Annotated in this window: 15 protein-coding genes; 7 read left to right on the forward strand and 8 right to left on the reverse strand. The window is 71.6% G+C overall.

What is annotated here, in order from left to right; translation table 11 throughout:
• Positions 1–23: 23 nt before the first annotated feature.
• Positions 24–1,226 (reverse strand): acyl-CoA dehydrogenase family protein, encoded by a 1,203-nt coding sequence (locus BJ986_RS03510; RefSeq protein WP_179420746.1) that lies wholly within the window; start codon positions 1,224–1,226, stop codon positions 24–26.
• A gap of 360 nt (positions 1,227–1,586) precedes the next feature.
• Here BJ986_RS03510 and BJ986_RS03515 point away from each other — a divergent pair, with 360 nt between their 5' ends.
• Together BJ986_RS03515 and BJ986_RS03520 are read left to right on the forward strand one after the other, a co-directional pair.
• Positions 1,587–2,429: a serine protein kinase RIO gene (locus BJ986_RS03515; protein ID WP_179420747.1), complete on the forward strand. Its 843-nt coding sequence runs from the start codon at positions 1,587–1,589 to the stop codon at positions 2,427–2,429.
• A gap of 51 nt (positions 2,430–2,480) precedes the next feature.
• Entirely contained in the window at positions 2,481–3,278 is a 798-nt protein-coding gene (locus BJ986_RS03520; RefSeq protein ID WP_179420748.1) for an alpha/beta fold hydrolase, read from the forward strand.
• 10 nt (positions 3,279–3,288) lie between these two features.
• Here BJ986_RS03520 and BJ986_RS16565 read toward each other — a convergent pair whose 3' ends face one another.
• The 3 genes from BJ986_RS16565 to BJ986_RS03535 all read right to left on the reverse strand — a co-directional run bounded on the left by BJ986_RS16565 (position 3,289) and on the right by BJ986_RS03535 (position 6,352).
• On the reverse strand, positions 3,289–4,239 hold the full coding sequence (locus BJ986_RS16565; protein ID WP_272955363.1) for a L,D-transpeptidase family protein: 951 nt from the start codon (positions 4,237–4,239) through the stop codon (positions 3,289–3,291).
• A 117-nt stretch (positions 4,240–4,356) separates the two neighbouring features.
• Positions 4,357–5,259 (reverse strand): HpcH/HpaI aldolase/citrate lyase family protein, encoded by a 903-nt coding sequence (locus BJ986_RS03530; protein ID WP_337794768.1) that lies wholly within the window; start codon positions 5,257–5,259, stop codon positions 4,357–4,359.
• A gap of 1 nt (position 5,260) precedes the next feature.
• Positions 5,261–6,352, reverse strand: coding sequence for an aldolase/citrate lyase family protein (locus BJ986_RS03535; RefSeq protein WP_179420750.1), 1,092 nt, complete (start codon positions 6,350–6,352; stop codon positions 5,261–5,263).
• 51 nt (positions 6,353–6,403) lie between these two features.
• Between BJ986_RS03535 and BJ986_RS03540 the strand changes: the two genes are divergently transcribed.
• From BJ986_RS03540 to BJ986_RS03555, 4 genes are read left to right on the forward strand one after another with little or no spacing between them, the layout of a single operon-like run.
• Positions 6,404–7,024 (forward strand): hypothetical protein, encoded by a 621-nt coding sequence (locus BJ986_RS03540; RefSeq protein WP_238338046.1) that lies wholly within the window; start codon positions 6,404–6,406, stop codon positions 7,022–7,024.
• Between the two features lie 21 nt (positions 7,025–7,045).
• Positions 7,046–8,320 carry a magnesium transporter MgtE N-terminal domain-containing protein gene (locus BJ986_RS03545; protein ID WP_179420751.1) on the forward strand — a complete coding sequence of 425 codons (1,275 nt, stop codon included), beginning with the start codon at positions 7,046–7,048 and terminating at the stop codon, positions 8,318–8,320.
• Entirely contained in the window at positions 8,313–8,882 is a 570-nt protein-coding gene (locus BJ986_RS03550) for a DUF1003 domain-containing protein (RefSeq protein ID WP_179420752.1), read from the forward strand. The genes BJ986_RS03545 and BJ986_RS03550 overlap by 8 nt, the downstream gene beginning before the upstream one ends.
• Positions 8,883–8,891: 9 nt before the next feature.
• Complete coding sequence (locus BJ986_RS03555) at positions 8,892–10,049, forward strand: Mrp/NBP35 family ATP-binding protein (protein ID WP_179420753.1); 1,158 nt, start codon at positions 8,892–8,894, stop codon at positions 10,047–10,049.
• Positions 10,050–10,134: 85 nt separating this feature from the next.
• On the opposite strand, the gene BJ986_RS03560 is transcribed toward BJ986_RS03555, so the two are convergent.
• The 4 genes from BJ986_RS03560 to sigE are packed head-to-tail and all read right to left on the reverse strand — an operon-like array spanning position 10,135 to position 13,482.
• Positions 10,135–10,485, reverse strand: coding sequence for a twin-arginine translocase TatA/TatE family subunit (locus BJ986_RS03560; protein ID WP_179420754.1), 351 nt, complete (start codon positions 10,483–10,485; stop codon positions 10,135–10,137).
• A 14-nt stretch (positions 10,486–10,499) separates the two neighbouring features.
• Entirely contained in the window at positions 10,500–12,191 is a 1,692-nt protein-coding gene (locus BJ986_RS03565) for a trypsin-like peptidase domain-containing protein (RefSeq protein ID WP_179420755.1), read from the reverse strand.
• Positions 12,188–12,820 (reverse strand): anti-sigma factor, encoded by a 633-nt coding sequence (locus BJ986_RS03570; protein WP_179420756.1) that lies wholly within the window; start codon positions 12,818–12,820, stop codon positions 12,188–12,190. The genes BJ986_RS03565 and BJ986_RS03570 overlap by 4 nt, the downstream gene beginning before the upstream one ends.
• Positions 12,817–13,482 (reverse strand): RNA polymerase sigma factor SigE, encoded by a 666-nt coding sequence (sigE, locus tag BJ986_RS03575; protein ID WP_337794771.1) that lies wholly within the window; start codon positions 13,480–13,482, stop codon positions 12,817–12,819. The genes BJ986_RS03570 and sigE overlap by 4 nt, the downstream gene beginning before the upstream one ends.
• 149 nt (positions 13,483–13,631) lie before the next feature.
• Here sigE and BJ986_RS03580 point away from each other — a divergent pair, with 149 nt between their 5' ends.
• Positions 13,632–14,264 carry an O-methyltransferase gene (locus tag BJ986_RS03580; RefSeq protein ID WP_179420758.1) on the forward strand — a complete coding sequence of 211 codons (633 nt, stop codon included), beginning with the start codon at positions 13,632–13,634 and terminating at the stop codon, positions 14,262–14,264.
• Positions 14,265–14,310: the final 46 nt, after the last annotated feature.

The following is a 14,310-nucleotide window of genomic DNA, read 5'->3' on the forward strand; positions in this document are numbered from 1 at the left end:
CTGCGGGGATTGCGCCGGTCGGCTCACTTCTTCAGGGCGAAGTCCTCGAGGAGGCGGCGGCCGATGATCATCTTCTGGATCTCGGCGGTGCCCTCACCGATCAGCAACATGGGGGCCTCGCGGTAGAGCCGCTCGATCTCGTACTCCTTGGAGTAGCCGTACCCACCGTGGATCCGGAACGACTGCTCCACCACGTCGGCGCAGTTCTCCGCGGCGAGGTACTTGGCCATGCCGGCCTCGAGGTCGTTGCGGGCACCGGCGTCCTTGAGGCGCGCGGCCTTGACCATCATCTGGTGGCTGGCTTCGACCTTGGTCGCCATGTCGGCGAGGCGGAACAGGATGCCCTGGTGCTCGGCGATCTTCTTGCCGAAGGTCTCGCGCTCCTGCGCATACGCGATGCCGAGCTCGAAGGCCCGCATCGAGACCCCGCAGGCGCGCGCCGCGACGTTGACGCGGCCCACCTCGACGCCGTCCATCATCTGGTAGAAGCCCTTGCCCGGCTCGCCACCCAGGATCTGCGCCGAGGTCGTCCGGTGGCCGTCGAGGACCATCTCGGTGGTGTCGACGCCCTTGTAGCCCATCTTGTCGATCTTGCCGGGGATGGTGACGCCCTGGGCGGTCTCGCCGAAGCCGGACTCCTTGTCGATCAGGAACGTCGTCATGTTCTTGTAGACCGAGTCGGCGCCGAGGTCCGTCTTCACCAGCACCGCAACGAGATTCGCGCTGCCTCCGTTGGTGAGCCACATCTTCTGGCCGGTGATCGACCAGTCGTCGCTGTCGCCGTCGCGCACCGCCTTGGACTTGATCGCCGACACGTCCGAGCCCAGTCCCGGCTCACTCATCGAGAAGGCGCCGCGGATCTCACCGGTGGCCATCTTCGGCAGGTACCGCTGCTTCTGCTCGTCGGTGCCGTGCTGCAACAGCATGTAGGCGACGATGAAGTGCGTGTTGACGATGCCGCTGACCGACATCCAGCCGCGGGCGATCTCCTCGACCACCAGCGCATAGGTCAGCAGCGACTCGCCCAGGCCGCCGTACTCCTCGGGGATCATCAGCCCGAAGATCCCCATCTCCTTCATGCCCTCGACGATCTCGGTGGGGTACTCGTCGGCGTGCTCGAGCTGCTGCGCCACCGGGATGATCTGCTCGTTCACGAACTCACGCACGAGCTTGACCAGCTCCGTCTGCTCCTCGGTCAGGCCATCGGTCTGCTGGAGTCGGGACATGGGGTTCGCCACCTCGCGGTTCGGGGATTCGGTTCGGGGACTGCGATCTGGACCTCCCGCGAGTATGCCGAGTGGCCCAGTCCCAGCACAGGTTCCGGCCGTGTGAGCCTGCCCACCCGGTCGACCACTGCCACCACGGACCACTCCCACCACGGACCACTCCAACCACAGACCACTCCCACCACGGACTGCTCAAACAAATGGGTGGCAGGCGACGGTCCCGTCTGCCACCCTTCTCGCGTATCGCGCGCGACACCGGTCGCGCGCACGACTCCCTCAGCGGGGAACGGAGGCACGAGATGTCCATGACGGTCCTGGGCGCTTCCCGTGCCCTTTCCCTCCCCTGTCTGGAGTCCACACATGCAGTTTCAGGAGCCTTTCTCCTTCTCGTTTGACAGCCTTCCCGACGCGCCCCCCGAGGGTGAGCGCTGGTCGAGCTGGGACGGTGCCACGCACGGTCCGAAACCCCGACCCGACTGGGTCATCACGGCACTCGGCGCGGTCGAGTCCGACCTCGGCGTCCTCAAGACGGGCAAGGAGGCGGACGTGCACATCGTCCGTCGCTGGATGCCGGACGGGACGACCACCCCCGCCGTCGACTCGTTCCTCGCCGCGAAGCGCTACCGCACGGGCGAGCACCGGATGTTCCACCGGGACGCCGGGTACCACGAGGGTCGCCGGGTCCGTCGCAGCCGAGAGATGCGGGCCATGGCGCGGCGCACCGAGTTCGGCAAGGAGCTGCTCTCGGGGCAGTGGGCGCAAGCGGAGTTCGCGGCCCTGAGCGCGTTGTGGGAGCTGGGGTTGCCTGTCCCCTACCCGGTGCAGCTGAGCGACCGCGAGATGCTGATGGAGCTCATCGGCGAGCCTGGCGCCGGCGTTGCCGCCCCCCGCCTCGCGCAGACGCGTCCGTCGGCCGACCTGCTGCCCGAGCTGTTCGAGCAGCTGCGCACCTCGATGGTCACGCTGGCCCGGCGCGGCTGGACGCACGGCGACCTGTCGCCCTACAACGTGCTGCTCCACGGCGAGCGGCTGGTCATCATCGACTGGCCGCAGATCGTGGACATCATCGGCAACCCGCGCGGGTTCGAGTTCCTCGAGCGCGACGTCGCGAACATGTGTCGCTGGTTCGTCGCCAGGGGCCTGGCCGTCGACGAGGGCGAGCTGCTCGGCGACCTCGTGGCGGAGGCGACGGCGCGCTGGTAGCCGCCCACGCGGCATACCGGGGGCGTGGCCGTGTCCGCCCTAGGGTGAGGCATGGTCACGATCACCCGGCGCACCTTCGTGTCGGGCACGGTCGGTGCTGCCGCCCTGGCCACGGCCGGGTGCCGCGGATCGCAGGCGCCCGGGGTCGAGATCCGCACCGGGTCGCTGACCAGCAGGCACTGGGCGGGGCGTGACATCACGTGGCGGATCGCCCGGCCGAGCGCGGGCGACCCAGCCCTGCGGCCGATCGTCATCGTGCTGCACGGCAAGGGCGGCAACTCCAGCCACGCCTTCCGGATGCTCAACCTCCAGGACCACGTCGCGTCCACTCGCCTGACGGTCGCCTCGGTCGACGGCGGCGACTACTACTGGCACGCGCGTCGCGCGGGCGTGGACACCGGCGCCATGGTGCTCGAGGACTTCCTCCCCCTGGTCCAGCGCGAGACGGGGTATGCCGGCAAGATCGCCTTCCTCGGCTGGTCGATGGGCGGTTACGGGTCGCTGCTGCTGGCGAGCCAGCTCGGCCCGAGGCGGGTCGCCGCCGTGGTCGCGGAGAGCGCCGCCCTGTGGACCACCCCGGGGCTGAGCGCGCCGGGGGCGTTCGACGACGCCCAGGACTTCGAAGCCCACGACGTGTTCGCCCCCCGCCGGACGATGGTGCTGCGCCAGCTCCCCGTGCGGCTCGACTGCGGTCGCTCGGACCCGTTCGCGTCCGCTGACCAGGCCTTGGCCAAGGCCCTACCCACGGCGACGTTCACCCTCGACCACGGGGCTCACACCGCCGACTACTGGAAGAGCCACGGCGCGGTCCAGCTGCAGTGGCTGCGTCAGCAGTTCGACCGTCACTGATCGCGAGGGGTCAGTAGACGGTGACCGTGCTGCCGATCGGCATGAGGTTGGTGGCCCAGATCATGTCCATCGCCGGGTTGCTGACCCGCGCGCACCCGTGGGAGGCCGGGTAGCCGGGCACGTTGCCCGCCCCGTGCACCGCGATGCCGCCGTTGAAGTAGCGCGGACGCCACAGGTCGCCGAGCGGACCCTTGTCGAGGTGGTCGACCACCCGGTAGGTGCTGAAGGTGCCGGCGGGCGTGTTCGCGACGCGCGTCGCACCCTCGCTGGTGTACTGCTGGCCGCTGCCGGTGCTGGTGTTGAGGACCAGGGTGACCCGGCCGCCCCGTACGACCAGCAGCAGCTGGCGCGCCTTGTCGATCTCGATGCCGGTGCCACCGGTGCGGGACTGCGGTCGGACGCCGTTCTTGAGGGCGCGCTGGGTCGCGGGGCCGAAGACGCCGTCGCGCCCGAGGCCGGCCGCCTTCTGCAGGGCCATCACGGCCTGTGAGGTCAGACCGCCGTACGACCCGTCAGCCGAGCCGTTCCAGTAGCCGAGGGCGGAGAGCTGCAGCTGGACCTTTGTCACGTACGCGCCCGTGTCGCCCGGCACGAGGGTGTCACCCTCCTTCGGTGGCGGCTTGGGCGTGGGCTTGGGAGTCGGCTTCGGCGTCGGCTTGGCCGCAGGTGGCGTGGTCGACGGGGCCGGGACACCCGTGGTGGGCCCCGCGCTCGTCGTGGTGTCGCTCGGCGTGGGATCGACGGGTGCCGAGGTGGGAGCCGCCCCGGGCGCCGTGCCGTGCGCGACCGGGGTGCCGGCGGTGGGCTGGCCGAGGGTGATCGCGCCGCAGGCGCTCAGCAGCAGCGCTCCCGCCAGCACGGACCCAGCCAGAGCGGCGCGGGCGCGCGTGTCCCTGCGATCCATCGACTCCCCTTCCCTGGCCGGCAGACCACGGTATGCCGGCGACATCGTGTCAGTCATGGTGACGCATGCCGAGGCGATCCGGTTGTCGCCCGCGCCGAATCGTGACACAGCCGCCGAATCGTGACCCGGGCCTGCGGCGCGATCGCAGGCCGCTGGAGGGTCGCGAAGCCCGCCTCAGTCCTGACCGGCCAGCGCCGCGATCGCCTCGTCGATGGCCAGCACTCGCCGGGCCGTGTCGACGTGCAGGTTCTCGATGAGCCGGCCACTGAGCGTGGCGACCCCCTGCCCCTTCGCCTGCGCCGACTCGAAGGCCGCGATGACCGCGCGCGCGTCGTCGACGGCAGCCGGGCTCGGCGCGAACGTCTCGTTGCACGGGTCGACCTGGCCGGGGTGGATCAGGGTCTTGCCGTCGAAGCCCAGCTCACGCCCCTGCCTGGCTTCGGCGAGGAACCCGTCGGCGTCCGACACGTCGTTGAAGACGCCGTCCAGGACGGCGACCCCGGCGGCCCGGCCCGCGAGCAGCACCAGCTGCAGGCTCGTCGAGACCGCGCTGCGCCCGGGGACGAACGACGCCCCGAGCTCCTTGTAGAGGTCGTTGGTGCCGAGGACCAGGCACGCCAGGCGGTCGGAGGCGCGGGCGATCTCCTCGGCGTGCAGCACGGCGACGGGCGTCTCGACCATGGCCCACAACCGGGTGTGCGCGGGCGCCCCCGCCGCGTCCATGGCGGCGACCAGGGCGCGGACCTCGTCGGCCGAGCCGACCTTGGGCACCACGATGCCGTCCGGACCCGCGGCGCACGCGGCCCGCAGGTCGGCGTCGTGCCACTGGGTGCCGAGGCCGTTGACGCGGATGGTCAGCTCGCGCCGGCCGTACTCGCCGGACCGCACGGCGGCACAGGCGTTCTCCCGGGCCTGGTCCTTGGCGTCGGGCGCCACCGCGTCCTCGAGGTCGAGGATCAGGGCGTCGACCGGCAGGGTCTTGGCCTTGGCCAGCGCCCGCTCGTTCGACGACGGCATGTACAGGACCGAACGACGAGGCCGGTATGCCGGTGCGCCGGCGTCGTGCACCCCGGCCACGTCAGGCACCGTCGCCGTCGCCGGGAGCCGGCTGCTCGGCATACAGGGCGGCCAGCTGGGGGTCGGTGGCCGCGAGGCGTTCGGCGAGCTCGAGCATCACCCGGCACTGCTTGAGCGACGCGTCGTCCTCCATCTTGCCGTCGAGCATGACCGCGCCCGTGCCGTCGCCCATCGCCTCGACGACGCGGCGCGCGTGCGCGACGTCCTCGGCCGAGGGGCTGAAGACCCGCTTCGCGATCTCGACCTGCACGGGGTGCAGCGACCACGTGCCGACGCAGCCGAGCAGGAAGGCGTTGCGGAACTGGTCCTCGCACGCGACGACGTCGGCGATGTCCCCGAACGGGCCGTAGTACGGGAAGATCCCGTGCATCGCGCAGGCGTCGACCATCCGCGCGATCGTGTAGTGCCACAGGTCCTGCTGGTAGGTCGTGCGCGGAGCGTGCACCGCGTCCTCGACACCCTCCGGCGGGTCCTGGCGCACGAGGTAGCCGGGGTGGCCGCCGCCCACCCGGGTCGTCTTCATGCGGCGGTCTGCGGCGAGGTCGGCCGGGCCGAGGGAGAGTCCCTGCATGCGAGGGCTGGCCCCGGCGATGGCCTCGACGTTCGCCACGCCGCGCGCGGTCTCGAGGATGGCGTGCACGAGGATCGGGCGCTGGAGCCCGGCACGGGCCTCGAGCTGGGCCAGCAGCCGGTCGACGTAGTGGATGTCCTCGGGCCCCTGCACCTTCGGGACCATGACGACGTCGAGCTTGTCGCCGATCTCGGTCACCAGCGTGGTGAGGTCGTCGAGCACCCACGGGCTGTCGAGGGCGTTGACGCGGGACCACAGCTGGGTCGACTCACCGAAGTCCGTGGCCCGTGCGATCTGGACGAGCCCTGCCCGTGCGGCCTCCTTGCGGTCGGCCTTGACGGCGTCCTCGAGGTTGCCCAGCAGCACGTCGACGGTGCCGACCATGGCCGGCACCTTGGCCGCCATCTTCTCGTTGCTCGGGTCGAAAAAGTGGATGACCCGCGACGGCCGCGCGGGCACCTGGGTGAGAGGGGCCGGGGCACCCACGGCCAGGGGGGCGAAGAAGTCCTTGGGGCTGCGCACGCGGCGACGCTAGCAGCGACAGTCGTGCGGCGGTTATGACACAGTTCACGTGTGACCGAGTCCGCGCGAGAGCCCGTGGCGACGACGCCCGCCAGCCGCCAGGACCCGCCCGTCACGGCGCAGCCGTCCGTCACCGAGCAGCCGCCCGTCACCGCGCCGCTGAACGTCACCGCCCTGTTCGCCGAGGCCGCCACCAAGTCGGGGCTGATGTGGGTGCAGCCGCCGGACGACCGCGCCTGGCCGTTCTGGCACGCCTGGGCCGACGAGACCGTGTACGTCGTGTCGGGTCCCGGCGAGCAGACGTTGCCGTGGCTGCCCGAGCAGGTCCGGCTGATCCTGCGCAGCAAGGACACCGGCGGCCGGCTGCTGACCGTGCAGGCGACCGTGCGCGAGATCGGGCCGGGCGACGACAGCTGGGCCGCGGCCACGGAGGCGCTCAAGGCCGGGCGCCTCAACGCGCCGCAGGACGCGCTCGAGCGGTGGTCCCGCGAGTGCACCGTACGAGCCCTGAAGCCTTTCGGCGCGCCACTCGAGGCGCCCGGTTCCTACCCCACGACGTCGGGTGCGGCCCCCGTGCCGCCGAGCGATGCGACCACGGCCACCTGGCGCCCGTGGCACTGGCGCGGGCGACCGCGCCGACGGCGCGGGAACCGCCTCCCCGACGACGGCTGACCAGCCGGATAGCCTTGCCACGTGAGCACTCCGTCGCGCGTCTTCGTCGGCCGCCTGGTCAGCCTGAGCGTGTTCGACCCGCTCGGCGACCCGGTCGGTCGGGTCCGCGACGTCGTCGTCACGTTCGGGGCCTCGCGCCGCCGACCCCGCATCATCGGCCTGGTGGTCGAGGTGCCGGGCCGCCGGCGCGTGTTCGTGCCGATGACCCGGGTGACCTCGGTCGACGGCGGCCAGGTCATCACGACCGGTCTGGTCAACATGCGGCGTTTCGAGCAGCGCACCAACGAGGTGCTGGTGATGGCCGAGATCCTCGAGCGACCGGTCACCGTCAACGACCCCGAGGGTCCCTACGAGGCCACCGTCGAGGACGTCGCCATCGAGCGCGAGCGCAGCCGCGACTGGGCCATGTCCAAGGTCTACGTGCGCCGCGGTTCCGCGCGCGGCACGCTGGGTCCGTTCCGGCGGCGCCGCGGCGCCACGGCGCTCGTCCCCGTCGAGGACGTCACCGGCATCCACCAGTCCACGGCCGGGCAGTCGGCCGCGATGCTGCTCGAGACCTATGACGACCTGAAGTCCGCCGACCTCGCCGACGTCATCCACGACCTGTCGCCCAAGCGTCGCGCCGAGGTGGCCGAGGCGATGGCCGACGACAAGCTGGCCGACGTCCTCGAGGAGCTGCCGGAGGACGACCAGGTCGAGATCCTCGAGACGCTGCCGGTGGAACGGGCCGCCGACGTCCTCGAGGCGATGGAACCCGACGACGCGACCGACCTGCTCCACAACCTCACTGCCGAGAAGCAGGAGGAGCTGCTCCAGCTCATGGAGCCCGACGAAGCCGCCGACCTGCGCCGACTGCTCACCTACGACGAGGAGTCGGCGGGCGGCATGATGACGACCGAGCCGGTCATCCTCGGTCCGGAGGCCTCCATCGCCGAGGCCCTGGCGGTGGTGCGCCGAGTCGAGCTGTCGCCGGCGCTGGCCTCCACCGTCTACGTCTGCCGGACCCCGCACGAGACCCCCACCGGCAAGTACCTCGGCATGGTCCACATCCAGCGGTTGCTGCGCGAGCCACCCCACGGCGCGGTCGGCAGCATCCTCGACAAGGAGATCGAGCCGCTGCATGCCGACGCCCCGCTGGGGAAGGTCACGCGGATGCTGGCGACCTACAACCTGGTCGGGGTCCCGGTGGTGGACGGCGACGGCCGGCTCATCGGCGCGGTCACGGTCGACGACGTGCTCGACCACATCCTGCCCGACGACTGGCGCGAGGAGCGCCACGAGGTGACCCATGGCTGAGCGCGACCGCTGGATGGCCAGCAACAGGCTGGACCAGCCCCGCGAGGCCCGCCGCCCTCTGCTGCCCCGACCCGTCCTGAGCCAGGAGACGTTCGGCCGGTGGAGCGAGGAGTTCGCGCGCTTCATGGGGACGGCGAACTTCCTGATCGCCATGACGGTCTTCGTGGGGCTCTGGGTGGGGTGGAACGTCGTCTCGCCGCAGGCCCTGCGTTTCGACAACTACCCGTTCATCTTCCTCACGCTGATGCTCAGCCTGCAGGCGTCGTATGCCGCGCCGCTGATCCTGCTCGCGCAGAACCGCCAGGCCGACCGCGACCGCGTGGCCCTCGAACAGGACCGGGCCCGCGACGAACGCAACCTCGCCGACACCGAGTACCTCACCCGCGAGGTGGCCTCGCTGCGCCACGCCATGGGTGACGCCGTCACCCGCGACTTCCTGCGCTCCGAGCTGCGAGGCCTGCTCGAGGAGCTCGAGGACCGCGCGCTCGAGGTCCGGCGACGTGAGGCAGATGACAGCGTGAGCGGCGCCACCGGTTCTTCGAAGGACCTGGGCGCGACCTAGCATGGGGGCATGTCCCCCAGCCCGACCGACGCTCCCGCCGCGGTGACCGACGACGCGCTCCACCAGGCGCTCACGACCGTCATCGACCCCGAGATCCGCAAGCCGGTCACCGAGCTCGGCATGGTCGAGAGCGTCGCTGTCGACGAGGCCGGGCGGGTGTCCGTCACCATCCTGCTGACCGTCTCGGGCTGCCCGATGAAGGACACCCTCACCAAGGACACCACCGCAGCCCTCGCCCAGGTGCCGGGGGTGACCGCCGTCGACGTCACCCTGGGGGTGATGAGCGACGAGCAGCGGGTCGCCCTGCGCACCCAGCTGCGGGGCGGGAACGCCGAGCGGGAGATCCCCTTCGCCAAGCCCGGTTCGCTCACCCGCGTGTACGCCGTCGCGTCCGGCAAGGGCGGGGTCGGCAAGTCCTCGATCACCGTGAACCTCGCGGCGTCCCTGGCGCAGAGCGGGCTGCGAGTGGGAGTGGTGGACGCCGACGTCTACGGCTTCTCGGTGCCGCGCATGCTCGGGGTGGAGCACCGGCCGACGCAGGTCGACGACATGATCCTGCCCCCGATCGCGCACGAGGTGAAGGTCATCTCGATCGGCATGTTCGTGCCCGGCAACCAGCCGGTCGTCTGGCGGGGACCGATGCTGCACCGCGCACTCCAGCAGTTCCTCGGGGACGTGTTCTGGGGCGACCTCGACGTGCTGCTGCTCGACCTGCCGCCCGGCACGGGAGACATCGCCATCTCCGTCGCCCAGCTGATCCCCAACGCCGAGATCCTCGTCGTGACCACTCCGCAGCAGGCCGCCGCCGAGGTGGCCGAGCGCGCGGGATCCATTGCGCTGCAGACCCATCAGCGCATCGTCGGCGTGATCGAGAACATGTCGTGGCTCGAGCTGCCCGACGGCTCCCGTCAGGAGATCTTCGGTGCGGGCGGTGGCCAGGCCGTGGCAGAGTCGCTCACCCGGGCCGTCGGCGCGCAGGTGCCCCTGCTCGGCCAGATCCCCCTCGACACCAACCTGCGCGAGGGTGCCGACCACGGCACGCCGGTCGTCCTCCGCAACCCCGAGTCCCCGGCCGCTGTGTCGCTGCGCGCCATCGCCCGTGGTCTGGGGACCCGCTCGCGCGGGCTCGCTGGTCGCTCACTCGGGCTGTACCCCGTCGGCCGCTGACCTCTCCTCGGTCGATGTAAGAACGCCGGGAAGTCCCGGTGTCTTTACATCGACCGAGATGGGGGAGACAGGGGTGGCGGTGGCGTCAGGTGGCGTCGTCGTCGAACGGTGTCGGCTTGGCCGCGTCGAAGCCGCGCGCGCCCGCTGCGAAGCTCGAACCCATGCCCTCAGGCTGGACGGGCGTCGGGTCGAGCAGGGCCTCGCGGACGATGCGGCGCGGGTCGTACTGCCGGGGGTCGTACTGACGCCAGTCGATGTCGTCGAACTCCGGCCCCATCTGCTCGCGCAGCTGGCCCTTCGCGCCCTCGGCCATGGCCCGCGCCTGGCGGACGAACTGGGCGAGCTTCGCGGCATACTCGGGCAGCCGTTCCGGGCCGAGGATGACCACGGCCAGCACGATGAGTGCGATGAACTCCCAGCCGTTGACGCCCGCCATGTCAGCCCCCGCCGCTACTTGCCCGAGCCGGACAACGTGAGGGTGACCGTGATCGTCTGGCTCCCGCGGCGGACCTTCATGGAGACGGAGTCGCCGACGCTCTTGGCACGGATCGCCACCACGAGGTTGTCGGGGTCGGTCACCCGACGGCCGTCGAACTCGATGATCACGTCGCCGGCCTTGATCCCCGCCTTGGCCGCCGGGCCGTTGGGGTCGACCGGAGGCCCGCTGTCACTGCTGGCCTTGGGCAGGATGCGCACCCCGTCACCGGTGTAGGCCCGGTCCAGCACCACACCGATCACCGGATGCTGGGCGGAACCCGTCTTGATCAGCTGCTCGGCCGTCTTCACGACCTGGTCGCTCGGGATGGAGAAGCCGACGCCGATGTTGCCGGACTGGGTGTCGGTCGTCCCGGGGACCCGCGCGATGGCCGAGTTCACGCCGATGACCTGGCCGGACATGTTGAGCAGAGGACCGCCGCTGTTGCCCGGGTTGATCGCCGCGTCGGTCTGGATCGCGTTGATGAAGGACTGCTGGTTGCCGTCCCCACCGGGACTCACCGGTCGGTTGAGGGCGCTGACGATGCCGCTGGTCACGGTGGACTCGAGGCCCAGAGGGGCGCCGACGGCGATGACCGGGTCCCCCACCACGACGTCCTTGGACGAGCCCATGACGAGCGGCACCAGGTCGGTGCGGTTGGTCTTGAGCACGGCCAGGTCGTACGACCCGTCACGACCGGCGATCGTCGCGCCGATCTCGGTGCCGTTGGACAGCTCCACCTTGATGGTGCCCCCGTTGGCGGCACTCGCGACCACGTGGTTGTTGGTGATGATGTGCCCGTCCCGGTCGAGCACGAAGCCCGAGCCGGTGCCTCCGCCGTCGGCGCCGGTGACCTTGATCGTCACGACGCTGGGGAGCGCCTTGGCCGCGATGTTGGCGATCGAGCCCTCGGGCCGCGACGTGGCTCCGACCCCGGCGCGCGGGATCGAGGAGGGGGTCCGGTCCACCGAGCTGAAGTCCAGCCTCCCGGTCGCCCCGAGCCACCCGCCGAACACGCCGCCGAGCCCGGCAGCGACAAGGGCCGAGATGGCGGCGACCGCGACCAGGGCGCCCCAGCCGGGGCCTTTCTGCAGCGGCGCGGTGGCCTCCGGCGGCCGGTGACCGACCCAGGGTGCCGGCGCGCCGGCATACCCCGCATCGGCGGTGGAGGCGGAGATCGGGTCCCAGCCCTGCCCGGCCGGCACGGCAGGGGCGATGGACGGGTATGCCGGGGAGCCACCGGGGTCTGAACGGTACCCGGTCGCCGAGGCGCCGTGGGTGGGGGTGCCGGGAGCCTGCGCAGTGTCCCCGGGCCAGCCGGTCGGCTCCGCGGCCCACACAGGGTCCACGCCCGCAGCACCGACGGGGGCGGGATCGACCGGGGCGGGATCGACGTGGGCGGGATCGACGTGGGCGGACGACGCCGCCGCAGAGGCGGGTGCGCCCGCTGCTGCGCCGGGGGCGCCGTGGAGCTCCTGGGTCTGCGACAGGTCCACCGGTTGGGTGTGCTCGCCGGCGCCGCGCGGGGGTGCCCACGGGTCCCAGGCCGACCCAGCCACGGGATCGGTCGACCCGCCCTCGGGGTCAACCGACCCACCCGGGGTCGGTTGGCCGGGGTCGGCGGAGACTGGCTGGTCAGGGCCCGCCGGGTCTCGCTCGTCGCTCATGGAGACGATTGTGCCGAACGACCGCGGACTGTGCCCACGGCGGGTGTCACCCTGGTCGCGAACGCGGCTGCGCCGAGCCCGGGAACGGTGAAGGAGGCGTTGGCGTACCCGGGTGTCGACGGCCTGGCTCGTTGCACGGCCGGAGCGGCGGGCGGGTTGGTCGGGCCGACGCCACCCGTGACGACCAGGCTGAGCGCGGCGGCTGCTGTCGCCCCTGCGGCGAGACCGGCGTAGACGGTCGCTCGACCCGCGGAGCGGTGCTGGGCCGGGGCACCCCGGTCGACGACGCGCACCGGTGCCACCGGGATGGGCGGCAGCATGGGGCGGCGGGTGGGCGCGCTGCCGTCAGGAGCGCGGTCCGAGGTCTGGGCGCCCAGGGCGAGGAGCATGCCCCGCAGGTCGCCTGGCACGGGCGAGCCGAGGGAGGACCGCAGCGCGGCGAGCACCCGGCGCTCCTCCTCGACGGCACCGCGGCAGCACTGGCAGACGACGAGGTGACGATCCCAGCGCAGCAGGGTCGCATCGTCCATGGCGCGGTCGGCGTAGGCCGTCAGCTGGTCACCGAGGCAGCGGCCACGTCCCCCCGCGAGGGCCGCACCCGGCATACCTGCCCACAGGGGGCGCGTCATCGCGATCCGTGCACCGCCCGGCCGAGCACCGGGAGCCGGCGCTTGGCGACGGGCGCCCGGTCGACGTCGACCGCGGGGCGGGCCAGGGAGGGGTCGCGGTGGGCGAGGGCTTCGCGCAGCTGGGCCCGGCCGCGGTGGATGCGTGAGCGCACCGTGCCGAGCTTGACGCCGAGGGTGGCGGCGATCTCCTCGTAGGAGAGGCCCTCGATGTCGCACAGCACGACCGCGGCCCGGAAGTCCGGGGACAGGGCGTCGAGGGCGCGCTGCACGTCGTCGTCGAAGTGGGTGGCCTCGAACGCCGCCTCCGGCCCGGCCTCACGGGTGGGCAGGCGCGCGGCGGACTCGTCGGAGAGCGCGTCGAACCGGATCCGCTGCTTGCGGCGCATCTTGTCGAGGAAGACGTTGGTCGTGATGCGGTGCAGCCAGCCCTCGAAGGTGCCGGGCTGGTAGCTGTTCAGCGACCGGAAGACGCGGATGAACACGTCGTGCGTGAGGTCCTCTGCGTCATACGGATTGCCGGTCAGCCGGTAGGCCAGCCGGTAGACGCGGGCAGAGTGCTGCTCGACGATCTCCTCCCAGGTCGGGGGCACCCACGCGGGCGCCTCGGGGACGTCCCCCTGGGCATCCTGTCGGGCCGAACCGATCGTGTCGGTCGCGGTCACGTCCCTCACCTCCGTCGGGCGCCTGGCGGCGCACACACCCTGCATTCGGTCCAGACGACCGAACCGCTTGCATCGTTCCCCAACAACCTGAGCGTTTCCTGTATGCCGCGTGCCCGGTTCGTCGTGCTTGCGGCAGTATGGTTTGCCGCATGAGCGCACAGAAGCCGGCCAGCTGGGCCTACGCCGAGGAGTTCGTCACCGAGAACGAGGTGATCGAGTCCGCGCGGCGTCGGGGCGAGGAGCTGGGTGCCGTGCCGGTCGGCAACGGCGCGGGGGTGCTGCTGCGCCTGCTGGCGGCCGCGGTGAAGGCCAAGTCGGTCGTCGAGGTGGGCACCGGCGCCGGTACGTCGGGGCTGTGGTTGCTGCAGGGCATGCCGGAGGACGGCATCCTCACGACGATCGACGTGGAGGCCGAGCACCAGGGAGTGGCGAAGAAGGCCTACGCCGAGGCCGGGATCGCCCACCAGCGCACCCGGGTCATCACCGGCCGGGCCCTGGACGTGCTCCCCCGGATGACGGACGGCGCGTACGACATGGTCGTCATCGACGGCGACAAGGTGGAGTACCCGGAGTACGTCAGCCACGGCGTCAGGCTGCTGCGTTCGGGTGGGGTGCTCGTGCTCGACAACATGCTCTGGCACGACAAGGTGGCCGACCCGGCGGCGCGCGACCAGCAGACATCGGTGCTGCGCGACCTGGGCAAGGCCCTGCGGGACGACGAGCGGCTGATCCCGGCGCTGTTGCCGGTGGGCGACGGCGTCCTGGCGGCCGTCAAGCGCTGACCCCGTCGGGCTGAGCCGATCGCAAGACGGTCAGGCGGTCATGTGG

The organism is Pedococcus badiiscoriae, from assembly GCF_013408925.1.
GTDB classification, from domain to species: Bacteria; Actinomycetota; Actinomycetes; order Actinomycetales; family Dermatophilaceae; genus Pedococcus; species Pedococcus badiiscoriae.

Bases quoted from the DNA above. Each gene is read 5' to 3' on its own strand.
- BJ986_RS03510 (WP_179420746.1), bottom strand. From the start codon at position 1,226: ATGTCCCGACTCCAGCAGACCGATGGCCTGACCGAGGAGCAGACGGAG.
- BJ986_RS16565 (WP_272955363.1), bottom strand. From the start codon at position 4,239: ATGACTGACACGATGTCGCCGGCATACCGTGGTCTGCCGGCCAGGGAA.
- BJ986_RS03520 (WP_179420748.1), top strand. From the start codon at position 2,481: ATGGTCACGATCACCCGGCGCACCTTCGTGTCGGGCACGGTCGGTGCT.
- BJ986_RS03550 (WP_179420752.1), top strand. From the start codon at position 8,313: ATGGCTGAGCGCGACCGCTGGATGGCCAGCAACAGGCTGGACCAGCCC.
- BJ986_RS03560 (WP_179420754.1), bottom strand. From the start codon at position 10,485: ATGGCGGGCGTCAACGGCTGGGAGTTCATCGCACTCATCGTGCTGGCC.
- BJ986_RS03565 (WP_179420755.1), bottom strand. From the start codon at position 12,191: ATGAGCGACGAGCGAGACCCGGCGGGCCCTGACCAGCCAGTCTCCGCC.
- BJ986_RS03555 (WP_179420753.1), top strand. From the start codon at position 8,892: ATGTCCCCCAGCCCGACCGACGCTCCCGCCGCGGTGACCGACGACGCG.
- BJ986_RS03580 (WP_179420758.1), top strand. From the start codon at position 13,632: ATGAGCGCACAGAAGCCGGCCAGCTGGGCCTACGCCGAGGAGTTCGTC.
- BJ986_RS03515 (WP_179420747.1), top strand. From the start codon at position 1,587: ATGCAGTTTCAGGAGCCTTTCTCCTTCTCGTTTGACAGCCTTCCCGAC.
- BJ986_RS03570 (WP_179420756.1), bottom strand. From the start codon at position 12,820: ATGACGCGCCCCCTGTGGGCAGGTATGCCGGGTGCGGCCCTCGCGGGG.